Genomic DNA, 13,146 nt, shown 5'->3' on the forward strand with positions numbered 1-13,146 from the left:
TCCCTTGTCACCCCGTGGCTTGACCACGGGGTCTAGAATACAACTTATGATACTAATAATTTAAATATTTTTACTGGATGCCGTGATCAAGTCACGGCATGACACAGTAGTTTTAAAAATTTACTGTGTTTATATTTTTTAATTACTGGATTCCCGCTTTCGCGGGAATGACAATAGTACCATTTTATAATGATAAAATAGTGATCCTACGGAGCTGAGTAAAATTATAACAAAATCTAATAATAGTCTTTGTCTAAATAATAATTCAAGAATATTTATTTTGATAAAAAATAATGGGCTTATAGGTAAGCCGCAACTGCAAATAATAACAATTATTGTTAAAACTTTGTTAGGATTTTTTTTATAGCTTTCATTATAAGCATCTATCAAGAAAAGAGCTATTTTATTTATACTATCTGCAAATAATAAACTTGGTAAAACTATTATACCGCCCTCGGTAACATACAATAGAAATACATAACCTATTTGAGTGAAACATGAATAAATTATAATATTCTTGAAATCTTTTGCCTGGTAAGCAAAATACGGGGCTATAATAAGAGTAGCTAAAGCAATAGGTCTTATAAAGTTTGTAATAGCAGTTTTAATCGTCTCATAGCCTATAATAATATAAGTAAATTTATATATTATATATATTCCTATTATAGTAGAAATCCCTGCTAAATATACTAAAGTGACTGAAGCCGTGTTATTATAAGCTCTCATCATCCAAAAATGCATAGGGAAAAAAGCTGTTTTTAAAATAGCTCCTATTAAGAAAAAACCGATAGCTATAGTGATTATACGGGAATTAGTATGTTCTTGCAAATAAGCTGCAACATCATACATATTTAAGCTACCTGTAATGCTCAGCAAAAATCCTATGGCTATAAGAATAAGAGTTGCACCAATACTACCCATTATCAAGTAGTCAAAAGCTCCGATTAAAGATTTTGGATTATTACCTGAGACTATCAAGACATAGCTACTAAGTGCCGAAATTTCTATAAACACATATAAATTAAAGAAATCATTAGTACTAATCATTCCTAAATAGCCCGTATGAGCGAATAATAATATACCGTAAAATAAAGATTTTCTATTATTGTTGATATATTTTAAGATTGTTCGATTAGTAATCTTATGACAAAAAACTAAAAAGAATAATAAAACCAAGTTAAGATAAATAATAATAGCTTGGTTTAGTGAATTTAGCCGATATTCTATTCCTATTTTTGAAGTCCATCCTCCCATGGTGTAAGATAGTTCCGTATTTTGTATAATGCTATATCCATAAACACTGACTAAAAGACTAGATAAAATGCAAACTACGGTAATTACTCGTGCCAATATAGTAAAGCGGAAAGATATTATTGAGAGTAAAGCCCCGAATAAAGGGAATAATATTTGTATGATAGGGAAATGGTTAATTAGGATCATGGGGCTTTATTCTCCATCGTCATTAGACATCTTTCTAAACTTCGCTTCTAGAGGTAATTTATACGTCGATCCGGTACTCGAATCCTCACGTACGCTTGTGTATACTGCGGTTCGAGGTGAAGTGTCTCCTTTAAATTCCTCTCTATAAGCGAATTTGGAAAGATGTCTATTGCGAGAAGAAACTGCAAGTTTCGACGAAGCAATCCAGTAAAAAATTCTGTAAATCAGAATTTTTTTATTATTTTTGCTGGATTGCCACGCTCCTTGCAGTCGCTCGCAATGATGATTCGGTATCCATACAACAATGCTTTGTGGGGATGATATAAAGGACGGTAAGAATAACATAATCGAATGGGGGAATGACATAATTGAAAAAATCATTTATCAAAATTAATTTCATTTTCTGATATTGTACCAAAATGTTTATAAATTTGATATATTAAACTTAAAGCTACGCTAAGAGTAGCAAACCCAACTACTATAGCAGTTAACATTAATACATGAGGCAAAGGGCTAGTGTAAGTAGTGATGCCCTCTTGTAAAATAGGTACACCGCCTGTTTTAATTTTTCCGATACTTAAATAAAATACTAACACCGAACTTTGAAAGATTCCAAGCCCGATAATTTTGTGAATATAATTACGACTTGTAAGCATTATAAATAAGCCGCTAGTTAGTAAAATCGAGGCAAAGAAATATATTAAATGCGACATAACATTGTTATACCGTGGCTTGACCACGGTATCCAAAAAAAATTTAAAAAAGACTAAATCCCGCTACAAGCTCAGCGTTGTTGCATGGACATCGAATCGTTATTGCAAGCGGACTGTCAAGGAGTGTGGCAATCCAGAAAAATAATAAAAAATGCTAAAAATTAGCATTTTTTACTGGATTGCTTCGTCAAAACTTACAGTTTTTCCTCGCAATGACGGAAAAACTGATCCATGCAACAACGCCTACAAGCTTGCGGGATGACAGTTAATATGCTTTGAAAGACTGATTAAATACGCATGTGACTTTTTTGCCCTTACGTATAGCGAGCTTAGGAAAAACCTGTTCAAGGATCACCATATTAGGATTATCTTGAGCAAGGCGATAATTTACTAAAGATTCTCGAAGTGAATCGTCTACGGCAAAAATACCGGAAATCTCAGCGTTTTTATCCCTAAATTGTAGATAGGTAAACTCGCCGTCATCAAAAATTTTAATAGGAGCTATTTCTTCGCTACCGCTAATATAGTAATTAAAGTTATATTTTTCAGGATGAGTAAGATCGGGACTTGCTAGGGAAGCAGAAAAAGTTTGCATATGACCGCTCATATTGTCATTTTCGTCATCCGGATAAAGAAACTTTACGTTAAAGACCATTTCAGGATCACGCATATCAAGAGTTTCAGCGGCATATAATTCAAAGAAGTAAGTCCGTTTATTAGTAATTAAAGTCATATTAGTAGTAGCATCCGGTTCCATCGGTTTAATAAAAATCCTATGACCGGCAGGTACTATTTGCCATGAAGTAGTATCTCCCATAGAAATACTTACTATTTCCTCATCTCTTGCTAGTTCTATACTTGCTTGATAGCCGTAATATCCTGTGAATTTGAAAACATCGTCAGGGTTATAAGTCATAACTCTTAGACGTGGGTCTCGACCTAGAGGTCGTGATATAGTAAGAGCAAATACATCTAATGTAAGTATTATAAAAGTACAAAATATTATTAGTTGCTTCATATTATTTCTGATTTTTATTCCTTAATAACTTTAGCTTGTAACTAGTAACGGTAAAATTGAACGGCATATCAGGTGAGGTACTTGTACTGATAGAATCCATTATAAATCCGATTCTTGCCTCCCATACCATATTTTCTAAAATTTTACCCGTACTATTTTTTGCCAATGATTCAAAAGTAACAACTGCCTCGTTATCATTTATATTGTTAATTGATAATATATTAATTGAGCGTCTATATAGTTTTTGATATCTTATGACCGGTGATAATGGGTTATCAATATTCATAAAATTGGCAAATTGCATGTAAACAATGCTTGTAGAGCTATTTTTAATAAAGGTAAATTGTTCTTTTAATATATCATAATTATAGTCTTCTCGTTGTTTTACATAATTCTGAAGCATAATATTTGCAACAGAAATATAAGGATTTGCTAATGTTGAATGTTTAGTATTAATAACGGCAGCTTGTTTTTCGGCATCATCTTTTATTAAATAACTTACTTTTTTGTTTATTGGTAGCAATATATTGATATTTATACAAATTAAGGTTAATAATAAGGTAAAAATCGTGCATATTAAAAGTAGAAGACTTCTATGACTTAACGGTAAGATATACTTAAAATTATACCATTTTCTTGCATCAATAAAATATTCACCGGATTTTATATATTCTTGTATTGCGTTGGTTAATGGGTCCATAATTACTAGATTAATATCTAATTTTATTTTAACTCTACCATAATTATTATAATATGATTATGATTTGTTAATTTAATGTTAAGTTTATATTGTTGCTACAATACCAAATATTATTTAACTTTAAAATTAAAATAAATTATAAATTAAAATTATACAATAACAATTATTGATGTTAGTTATTATGTTATACTCGCCCCACTTGAAAAATTGGTGGCAATGTCTTTAATAAGTCCGCAGGTAGCCAGGTATTAAGTATACGCTCTGCTCCCAAGTTGAACTTCGTATAACTACTCTTTATTTACTTCAGAGTATAATAGTTTACAATCTTTTTAATATTTTTTTATATTTATAAATAGATTTTTTCAAAAAAGGCTTGTGAACTATTGTATAGTAAGGTAATTTTAAAATAGTAACAAGATAATTTAATAATGTATAATTAGAATGTTAAAGTTTCTATTAGTATTAATTATGCTTGCTCAATTGTTGTCATGTACCCCTTCAGCTCCTTATGAAATTAAAAGCCCGTGCGTTTCTGCTGATGTAGATGATGGATCGAGTTTAAGCGTAAATCCTTGTGTAAGAAGACCGGTTAATTCAGTAAATATAGCATAAAAGTAATAGTTTTACACAATAACAATGTAATAATAAAAATACCTTTGATATGAATAATATATTTGGCTTCTTTAAATCAAGTAACAACTCGAAAAGCGGTTCAGGAGATACACAAAATCAAGAAAGTATTAAATCGGCTAATCCTTTAAAAATTACTCAGAATTGGTATGAAGAGCGATCTGATAAGTTAATTGTTCAACGTAACTTACTTATCATATTAATAATACTACTAACCATTTTTATGGTTATATCAACTTTAGTAATAGCATTTGTAGTAAAATCTAAACAGTTTGATCCTTTTGTTATTCAGCTTAATAGTAATACCGGACGTGCCTCGGTGGTAGAACCTATTTCATCACCGGTGTTAACGGCAGATGAGTCTCTTACAAGGTATTTTATAAAGAAATACATAACGGCACGGGAAACATATAATCCGGTTGATTTTGCGACTATAGCTCGTACGACAATAAGATTATTCTCAACAAGCGGTGTTTATTATAATTATCTTGGCTATATAAGAAATAAAGATTTTGATCCTACGATAAAATATAAAGAAGATAATACTACATTTTTAGTAATAAAATCATGGTCAAAAATCGCAGCAGATAAATATATAGTTAGATTTTCCGTAAATGAAACATCAGGAAGCCAATTAGTTTATAATAAAATAGCGGTAGTAAGTTATGCTTACGTGCCTATGCAATTAACAGATTCAGAACTTGATGTAAATCCGGTAGGGTTTCAAGTTAACGGATATAGGGTAGACGATGACAATAGTTAGATTTTATTTTTTAGTTTTTATATTATTAAGCGGTTTTACAGTACAACGAGAATGTCCGCTTGTAGATGATCCATGCAATAGTAGTAGTAATAATTATGTAGATGATTTATCTATAACTAAAGATAATAGGATAAAAACTTATATATATAATCCAAATGAAGTTTATTTATTAGTTTTGCATTTTGGCTTTCAATCGCATATAGAATTTGCTAAAAACGAAGAAATCCAAAATATAATTCTTGGGGATGCTTATGCGTGGAAAATAACTCCTCTGGCAAATAGATTATTTATTAAGCCTCTTGAAAAAGATATCCGTACAAATATGACTATTATAACTAATAAAAGAACATATGAATTTGATATCGCTTCTACGGAACTTATGATGGGTAACGAAAGGGATTTAGTATATGTAATTAAATTTTACTATCCTAAGAAAAATAATAATTACATGGCAAGGTTTTAGTAGGGTACTGTGTCATACCGTGGCTTGACCACGGTATGACAATTTTTAATATAAAACACTTTAACTAATATAATTTAGATATGGCTGAAGAGCAAAATAACAATAATAATACCGGTTCTTTATCAGGAGCAGATTTTCCTGAAGTACAAAGAGAATTATCAAAAGTTTCAGTTAGCTTTAATAAGAGTATTGTTATAGTAGTCGTAATTTGCGGTATTTTTATATATATTTTTTATACTCTTTTTTTCGGTACTAAAAAAGAAGAAATACCGGAGACTCAGATACCGACTAATATTGTAAAACCTGTTACGGAGGTTGATGATAATATTCCGGAGATTCCAAAGTTACCTGATCCGCCTAAGCTTGAGACGCCCACCGCTCCTCCACTGCCTCCTCCCCCGGTAGTAGAAGTTCCACCGGTCTTACCTCCTACTACTCCTGTAGAAGAGAATAAAGACAAAACTCCATTGCCGCCGATTTCATTGCCTTCGACCCCAGGAACGCTAGTTGAGAGCGATGCAAAGAAGCAACGTCGTGAAGCAAAAAGAAAATCAGCTATAGTGTTAGTTAGTGGTGTAGAGCCTAAAAAAATACCGGAACAGATTACGGCAGAAGCGACCTTTAAAGATCGCGGTGATATGTCTTTGGTTCTCGGACGCGGTAAATTAATTGATGCAGTCCTTGAGACGGCAATAAATAGTGATCTCGGCGGTGAAATAAGAGCCATTATTAGTAGAGACGTATTTTCTGAGAAAGATAAAGTTATATTGATACCGAAAGGGTCAAAAATATTCGGTAAATATGCAACCTCAACTTCGTCAGATAGTTACGGTAGAGTTTCTATAATATGGGATAGAATCGATTTAACTAACGGTTATACTATAGAATTCGACTCACCTGCAGTTGATAATTTAGGTAGACCGGGACTACAAGGAAGAGTTGATAATAAATATAAAGAACAATTTGCAAATGCCGTATTACAATCCGGCTTTAATATAGGTCTTGCTAAAGTTCTTGATAAGTTAGTGCCGCCTCCTATAGATTCGCAGGCAGCAGCAACTAATAGTGCTACAGCCACACAATTGTTAAATACTGCTCAAACTATTGCGTCTAATACCGCTATGGATGCAAATACTAGGATAGTTACAATTTGTACTAATATACTTGCTGCTATTACCGATAAAACTTCGACTGCTTATACTACTATGACTCAAGCATGTACAACAGCACAAACTGCTTCTTCAGCGAATACTGCTGAGCAGAGACTTCAAACCTTAGTACAGGCAGTTAATACGGCAGCTTCAAGTTTGCTTACTACTACCTCTATAGCATCAACTCCGACGCAAGCACAACAAGCTTCTACTCAAGCTTTTATGGATGTGACGAATGTTGTACAAAATATGATAACTCAGCAGCAGTTTAAGCCGACGACAACGATTAATCAAGGTACGCCGGTTAGAATATACGTTAATAAGGATTATAAATTCCCAAAAGCCGTTTTATTAAAATCGAAGGTAATGAAATGAATGAAGAATTTGCAGCCTTAGAGACGTTTTTACTTCCTTTTAAAAATTTATTTGCTGAAGACGGTATTAACGAAATTATGGTTAATAAGCCTGGAGAAGCATGGGTTGAAAAAAAAGGCGATATATATTCTAAGCAAATACCGGAACTGGATAGCGAACATCTACTTTCATTAGGGCGTTTAGTCGCTCAATCTACCGAACAGATGATTTCAGAAGAAAAACCGCTTCTTTCGGCAACTTTGCCGAATGGCTACCGTATTCAAATAGTATTTCCTCCTGCTTGTGAGATAGGACAAATCATTTATTCTATAAGAAAGCCTAGCGGTATGAATCTAACTTTAGATGAATATGCTAAAATGGGGGCATTTGATGATACTGCAACAGAGAGTTTAGTAGATGAAGATGCAGTAATTTTAAATAATTTCTTAGCTGAAAAAAAGATTAAAGAATTTATTAGACATGCAGTTGTTTCAAAGAAAAATATCATAATTAGCGGCGGTACTTCAACCGGTAAAACTACTTTTACTAATGCGGCACTTACTGAAATACCTGCAATAGAAAGATTAATTACTGTAGAAGATGCTCGTGAGGTTGTGCTATCAAGTCATCCTAACAGAGTGCATTTACTTGCTTCAAAAGGAGGACAGGGGCGTGCAAATGTTACCACTCAAGATTTAATAGAGGCCTGTTTGCGTTTAAGACCGGATAGAATTATAGTCGGTGAGCTTCGAGGTAAGGAAGCTTTTAGCTTTTTGCGTGCTATTAATACAGGTCACCCCGGTTCAATATCAACTCTGCATGCCGATAGTCCCGCTATGGTTATTGAGCAGTTAAAGCTTATGGTTATGCAAGCAGATCTTGGTATGCCGCCTGAAGAAGTAAAGAAGTATATTTTAACCGTTGTAGATATCGTTGTGCAGTTAAAACGCGGTAGCGGTGGGAAAAGATATGTTTCGGAAGTATATTATAAGAAGAACAAGAACGCTGAGGGGATGGTGTAGACTCGTTTAATTTGGAAAAGAGCAAGGCGTTTCATATTTTTTGACCGCAGCGTACATACTATAGTACGTTTGCTCTTTTCCAAATTAAACGAGTCTACCGTTTTCTATGCAATATGCATAGGTGTTAGTTTAAGGAGCGATGTCATACCGTGGCTTGACCACGGTATCCAGAAATATAACTAAAAATATTAACAATGTTAGTATTTTTTACTGGATTCTGCTATAAGTTTGCGAGATGACATTAAAGGTTACTGGATTCCCGCTTCCGCGGGGATGACATCGGCAGTTTAGTAGGAATATTAACAATATTAAGTGATAAGTAAAAACTAGGAATATCAATTCATGGAATGGCATAAGATACTTAAAGTTACTAGGAATATATTCGGTCATGCTATAATTCATCCGGTTGTTATTTTTTGTACCATTTGGATAAGCGGTGCATTTGTTGCAATTTTTACTAATGAGGTTGGAGCTTTAGGTGTAGATATAAATGCTATAAATATTGCTTATAAGTGGGCTTACTGGCTTATTAACGTTTGGGGGCAGTTAAAAATTGCCGACTATAATTATTTAAAATTGAAGCTACTTGCATCTCTTCTTGGTCCCGCTATTGTTGTTATAATATTTTACATTAAAAATTTTGAAAGAATAAAATCGTTACAATTTTTTGAGCAACCGGAAAAAGTATATGGAGATGCTAGCTGGGCTAATCCGTCAGATATAGAGGCTGCTGGTCTTAGATCCAAAAAAGGTATGTTAATAGGTGTTGATGCCGGTGGATATTTTGTTGCAGATGGGTTCCAGCATGCTTTATTATTTGCTCCTACAGGTTCAGGTAAAGGTGTGGGTTTTGTGATACCTAACCTGTTATTTTGGAGTGATTCGGTAGTAGTACACGACATAAAGCTCGAAAACCATGGTTTAACAAGCGGTTGGCGTGAGAAACAAGGTCAGAAGGTTTTTGTATGGGAGCCTTCTAATCCCGACGGTATTACGCATTGTTACAATCCGATTGATTGGGTTAGTACTAAGCCTGGGCAGATGGTTGATGACGTGCAGAAAATTTCAAATCTTATAATGCCGGAAAAGGATTTTTGGAATAACGAAGCACGAAGTTTATTTTTAGGTGTAACTTTATATTTAATAGCCGATCCTACTAAAACTAAATCTTTCGGTGAAGTAGTGCGTACCATGAGAAGTGACGACGTAGTTTATAATCTAGCGGTCGTACTCGATACGCTTGGCGGTGTAATACATCCTGTTGCATATATGAATATTGCTGCGTTTTTGCAAAAAGCCGATAAAGAGCGTTCGGGTGTAATATCTACAATGAACTCATCGCTTGAATTATGGGCAAATCCGCTTATTGATTCAGCTACAGCATCTTCTGATTTCAACATACAAGAATTTAAAAAAGTAAAAACAACCGTATATGTAGGGTTAACACCCGATAATATACAGCGTTTACAAAAATTAATGCAGGTGTTTTATCAGCAGGCGACAGAATTTTTAAGCCGCAAAATGCCGGATTTAAAGGAAGAGCCACATGGGGTAATGTTCTTACTTGATGAGTTCCCGACACTTGGAAAGATGGATACTTTTAAAGCCGGTATAGCTTATTTTAGAGGTTATAGAGTTCGGTTATTTTTGATTATTCAAGATACGCAGCAGTTAAAAGGAACATATGAAGATGCAGGGATGAATTCTTTCTTATCTAATGCAACATATCGTATTACTTTTGCTGCTAATAACTATGAAACGGCAAATTTAATATCGCAGCTTGTCGGTAATAAGACGGTAGAACAAAGATCATTTAGTAAACCTTTATTTTTTGACCTTAATATTTCTACTAGAACCCAAAACGTTTCTCAAGTTCAAAGAGCTTTACTTTTACCTCAAGAAGTAATACAGTTACCTAGAGATGAGCAAATTGTTTTAATAGAATCTTTTCCGCCTATAAAATCTCGTAAAATTAAATATTACGAAGATAAGTTTTTTACTAGTAGATTATTACCGCCGACTTTTGTACCTACTCAAGTACCTTTTGACCCTAGGGCAAATAAAAATAATAATGAGGCTTCTGAAGAGACCGAAACAACAACTGCTCCGGAAAATAATGAGTAAGATCCAAAAATGCGTTCAGCGATTATTGATATCGGTTCAAATGCTTTAAGAGCTGTAGTTTATGAAAGTGATGAGCTTGGAGCTCCGGAAATTTTTAATTATAAATTTAGAAATTATCTTACAAATTTACTTAATTTAGATAATTTAGACGTAAAACATCAAACATATTTATCTCTACAATATCTTATCCATATTTTTACCAAACTGTTCGTTACTAATATTAGATGTGTTGCAACAGCTATACTTAGAGGGCATCCTAAAGCGGATGAATTCAAAGCTATAATTAAAAAGAGATTCAATATTGATATTGAAATTATCTCAGGTGAACGTGAAGCTTATTTAACTGCTGCCGGATTAATTTCCGGTATTAGTGATGCTTTCGGTATTGTAGCCGATCTTGGCGGTGGAAGTCTTGAGCTTGCACAGATTGGAAATAAAAAAGTCGGTAAATTAAAATCATTGCCGCTTGGTACAAAAATTATTGCTAGTAGCAATTTTGGTGATGTTGGGCTGATTACTAAAATGCTAGAGGAGGAATTTGGAGCTGCACATTATCCTAATTTATATTTAATTGGCGGTGCATTACGTCTAATGAGCCGTATATATATGGAGTCTATAAATTATCCTCTTAAAAATTTACATAATTTTGAAATAAATCGTGTAGAGTTTGAGTTATATTTAGATAAATTATCGCAAATCGATAAATTAAAGCTAAGTTATTATGAGCAGAAAGCCATAAATTATAATGCAGTTTTAGTAATAAAGGCGATGATTAAGGTATTTTCACCGGAAAAAATTATTATCTCAAATTACGGTTTAAAAGAAGGAGTAAGATTTGACTCGTTGCCGTCTCATGAAACAGAAAAAGATATTATTTATGAGAGGGTAAAGAGATTAGTAAAATTTGATAGAAATATATGTAAAATTGAAAAATATATTGAAGCAGTACAATATCTTTTAATTAATTCCGATGCCACGACTCTTATTATTATTGAACTCGCTATAATGCTAGCACAATATAATAAAAATATTGATAAAACGCTCAGAGCAAATTTTGTTTTGGAATTTATATTATCTTCAGACATTCCTTTTAGTCATAGACAGCGTCTTATGCTAGGTATTGCCCTTACAGTTACTTATACTGCTAAAACTGACATGCAGATTAATAAAATAGCTAAGAAAATGATTAGTAAAAGTGATTATTACAACAGTCATATAATCGGTTATTATATAAAAATTGCTAGAGAAATTGATGGACCAGAATTTCAAGAGCCTTCTTTTTCGATTAAATTAAAAGACGATAAATTTTTACAAATTAATGCTTCAAATATCTTGCCTAAACAAGTTTTTGAAAAGGTTTGTGAACGTTTAAAAGATATAAGTTTTGCTAGAAAAAATATTAGTTATAATTTTGGTGATTAGGTACGTATGGTTACCATGTTGTTCCTGCGAAGGCGTTGTTGTGTGGGTTCACTTTTCAACGTCATTGCGAGGAAAAACTGTAAATTTTAACGAAGCAATCCAGTAAAAAATGCTAATTTTAGCATTTTTTTATTGTTTTTTTTGGATTGCCACGCTCCTTTTGGTCGTTCGCAATGACGATTTGGTATCCATGCAACAACGCTTTTATGCATTATTAATTACGTTCCATCAAATGCGTCACAATTATATTCCTTTGTACATCCTATAATAGTAGATTCCATTTTAGGAACTATGTGTCCCTCCCAAAAATTTGCCAGCGGTTGAATTGTATCAATAATACGTGAATCTTCGATAGAATGTAATAAATTATCTATACTAATTTCTAGATACCTAACTATGAACTCTGCAGCTCTATCATCTGATTCTCTGTGTATAAGATCTCCAATTCTTTCTAAGTAGTAAACTTACTCGCTAGTAAGATCTTTATCTTTTATTATTTGCGGTAGAATCTTGGTTAATATACATTGTAATTGAATTTTTTGATCAGTTGCAAATAATTCATGATAATCCTGTTCTTTTACAAAAGGTAATTTTAGTAAATTAATAATTAAATTAGTCATAATATGGGCATGAGAATTAGTTTTTATCAGCACCGGTAATGGTACTATAAATTTACAAGCAGGAATAAATGTTGAGAATATAGTATTAGATATTCACGCTATTACGCTTAATAAGTAAGCGTCTGGTAAAGGCGGTCTATAAAAGCAAAAGGTTTATAGTATTATTCTGTAGTATTAATAACACAGGAATAATAGTGTGATGAATATTAGAAGGAAGAATATTACAGCGGAACAGAAGGCATAAATAATTAGTGAATCATGTGTTCCAGGGTGCATTATATCACAAGTTGCACGGTCTTATGGGATTTCGGAGAAGACATTATATGGGTGGCGTAGTAGGGGGAAGTTTAGCAGAAGAAAAGAAGAAACATCTAATAATACAGGTAATAAATTTGTAGAATTATTAGTACAAGAAAGAGAGTATACACTATTAAAAAAGTAACCGTATGGCAAAGGCGGTATAGATTTATAGTTTAATCTAGTATAATATTCCAAGGGAGGAGGTCTGCAATTTTATTGGCTTTATAATCCTGAATTATTGCAAGCACTTTTTGCAGATATTTCCAAGGATTGATGTTATTTAACTTAGCAGTTTCGATAATGGAATAGATAATAGAGGCAGTATGACCACCACTGTCTGATCCAGCAAAAAGCCAATTTTTTCGCCCTATGGCAATTGATCTCATAGCACGCTCTGCGGCATTGTTATCGATTTCTATTTTTCCG

13 protein-coding genes and 2 pseudogenes are annotated in these 13,146 nt (G+C 33.1%); 8 read left to right on the plus strand and 7 right to left on the minus strand.

The annotated features are described in order from the left end of the window. Positions 1-138: 138 nt before the first annotated feature. From REIP_RS05750 to REIP_RS05765, 5 genes and pseudogenes are all read right to left on the minus strand, one after another. Positions 139-1,440: a proton-conducting transporter membrane subunit gene (locus tag REIP_RS05750; RefSeq protein ID WP_045804045.1), complete on the minus strand. Its 1,302-nt coding sequence runs from the start codon at positions 1,438-1,440 to the stop codon at positions 139-141. Positions 1,441-1,464: 24 nt separating this feature from the next. Continuing rightward, positions 1,465-1,608 (minus strand): annotated as a pseudogene (locus tag REIP_RS13725) (palindromic element RPE1 domain-containing protein); the annotation flags it as partial. Positions 1,609-1,817: 209 nt separating this feature from the next. Continuing rightward, the gene (locus REIP_RS05755) at positions 1,818-2,153 is read right to left on the minus strand and encodes a Na+/H+ antiporter subunit C (protein WP_037214277.1); all 336 of its coding nucleotides are present in this window, start codon (positions 2,151-2,153) and stop codon (positions 1,818-1,820) included. A gap of 265 nt (positions 2,154-2,418) precedes the next feature. Then, the gene (gene virB9 / locus REIP_RS05760) at positions 2,419-3,171 is read right to left on the minus strand and encodes a P-type conjugative transfer protein VirB9 (RefSeq protein ID WP_008580257.1); all 753 of its coding nucleotides are present in this window, start codon (positions 3,169-3,171) and stop codon (positions 2,419-2,421) included. A 1-nt stretch (position 3,172) separates the two neighbouring features. Next, positions 3,173-3,871: a virB8 family protein gene (locus REIP_RS05765; RefSeq protein WP_045804046.1), complete on the minus strand. Its 699-nt coding sequence runs from the start codon at positions 3,869-3,871 to the stop codon at positions 3,173-3,175. Between the two features lie 432 nt (positions 3,872-4,303). Between REIP_RS05765 and REIP_RS05770 the strand changes: the two genes are divergently transcribed. From REIP_RS05770 to REIP_RS05800, 7 genes are all read left to right on the plus strand, one after another. Next, positions 4,304-4,483, plus strand: a complete 180-nt coding sequence (locus REIP_RS05770; RefSeq protein WP_045804047.1) for a DUF2706 domain-containing protein — start codon at positions 4,304-4,306, stop codon at positions 4,481-4,483. A gap of 49 nt (positions 4,484-4,532) precedes the next feature. After that, entirely contained in the window at positions 4,533-5,264 is a 732-nt protein-coding gene (locus tag REIP_RS05775; protein WP_023508005.1) for a virB8 family protein, read from the plus strand. After that, positions 5,251-5,727 carry a TrbG/VirB9 family P-type conjugative transfer protein gene (locus tag REIP_RS05780; RefSeq protein ID WP_045804048.1) on the plus strand — a complete coding sequence of 159 codons (477 nt, stop codon included), beginning with the start codon at positions 5,251-5,253 and terminating at the stop codon, positions 5,725-5,727. The genes REIP_RS05775 and REIP_RS05780 overlap by 14 nt, the downstream gene beginning before the upstream one ends. Before the next feature lie 80 nt (positions 5,728-5,807). Next, positions 5,808-7,253: a TrbI/VirB10 family protein gene (locus REIP_RS05785; protein ID WP_045804049.1), complete on the plus strand. Its 1,446-nt coding sequence runs from the start codon at positions 5,808-5,810 to the stop codon at positions 7,251-7,253. Then, positions 7,250-8,254, plus strand: coding sequence for a P-type DNA transfer ATPase VirB11 (virB11, locus tag REIP_RS05790; RefSeq protein WP_045804050.1), 1,005 nt, complete (start codon positions 7,250-7,252; stop codon positions 8,252-8,254). Before REIP_RS05785 ends, virB11 begins: the two co-directional genes overlap by 4 nt. Before the next feature lie 342 nt (positions 8,255-8,596). Further along, positions 8,597-10,378, plus strand: coding sequence for a type IV secretory system conjugative DNA transfer family protein (locus REIP_RS05795; protein ID WP_045804051.1), 1,782 nt, complete (start codon positions 8,597-8,599; stop codon positions 10,376-10,378). A gap of 9 nt (positions 10,379-10,387) precedes the next feature. Next, positions 10,388-11,800, plus strand: a complete 1,413-nt coding sequence (locus REIP_RS05800) for a Ppx/GppA phosphatase family protein (protein ID WP_045804052.1) — start codon at positions 10,388-10,390, stop codon at positions 11,798-11,800. 464 nt (positions 11,801-12,264) lie between these two features. Here the strand turns inward: REIP_RS05800 and REIP_RS12640 are convergent, their stop codons facing one another. Next, positions 12,265-12,420 carry a hypothetical protein gene (locus tag REIP_RS12640; protein WP_231569263.1) on the minus strand — a complete coding sequence of 52 codons (156 nt, stop codon included), beginning with the start codon at positions 12,418-12,420 and terminating at the stop codon, positions 12,265-12,267. A 247-nt stretch (positions 12,421-12,667) separates the two neighbouring features. Between REIP_RS12640 and REIP_RS13730 the strand changes: the two genes are divergently transcribed. Then, entirely contained in the window at positions 12,668-12,862 is a 195-nt protein-coding gene (locus REIP_RS13730) for a transposase (RefSeq protein ID WP_410525703.1), read from the plus strand. A gap of 31 nt (positions 12,863-12,893) precedes the next feature. Here REIP_RS13730 and REIP_RS05810 read toward each other — a convergent pair. After that, positions 12,894-13,145, minus strand: a pseudogene (locus REIP_RS05810) (transposase domain-containing protein); the annotation flags it as partial. Position 13,146 lies beyond the last annotated feature (1 nt).

The sequence above is a fragment of the Rickettsia endosymbiont of Ixodes pacificus genome, from assembly GCF_000965155.1.
GTDB lineage: Bacteria > Pseudomonadota > Alphaproteobacteria > Rickettsiales > Rickettsiaceae > Rickettsia > Rickettsia tamurae.

Bases quoted from the DNA above. Each gene is read 5' to 3' on its own strand.
- virB11 (WP_045804050.1), top strand. From the start codon at position 7,250: ATGAATGAAGAATTTGCAGCCTTAGAGACGTTTTTACTTCCTTTTAAA.
- REIP_RS05800 (WP_045804052.1), top strand. From the start codon at position 10,388: ATGCGTTCAGCGATTATTGATATCGGTTCAAATGCTTTAAGAGCTGTA.
- REIP_RS05765 (WP_045804046.1), bottom strand. From the start codon at position 3,871: ATGGACCCATTAACCAACGCAATACAAGAATATATAAAATCCGGTGAA.
- REIP_RS05795 (WP_045804051.1), top strand. From the start codon at position 8,597: ATGGAATGGCATAAGATACTTAAAGTTACTAGGAATATATTCGGTCAT.
- REIP_RS05755 (WP_037214277.1), bottom strand. From the start codon at position 2,153: ATGTCGCATTTAATATATTTCTTTGCCTCGATTTTACTAACTAGCGGC.
- REIP_RS05780 (WP_045804048.1), top strand. From the start codon at position 5,251: ATGACAATAGTTAGATTTTATTTTTTAGTTTTTATATTATTAAGCGGT.
- REIP_RS05785 (WP_045804049.1), top strand. From the start codon at position 5,808: ATGGCTGAAGAGCAAAATAACAATAATAATACCGGTTCTTTATCAGGA.
- virB9 (WP_008580257.1), bottom strand. From the start codon at position 3,171: ATGAAGCAACTAATAATATTTTGTACTTTTATAATACTTACATTAGAT.
- REIP_RS12640 (WP_231569263.1), bottom strand. From the start codon at position 12,420: ATGACTAATTTAATTATTAATTTACTAAAATTACCTTTTGTAAAAGAA.
- REIP_RS05750 (WP_045804045.1), bottom strand. From the start codon at position 1,440: ATGATCCTAATTAACCATTTCCCTATCATACAAATATTATTCCCTTTA.
- REIP_RS05775 (WP_023508005.1), top strand. From the start codon at position 4,533: ATGAATAATATATTTGGCTTCTTTAAATCAAGTAACAACTCGAAAAGC.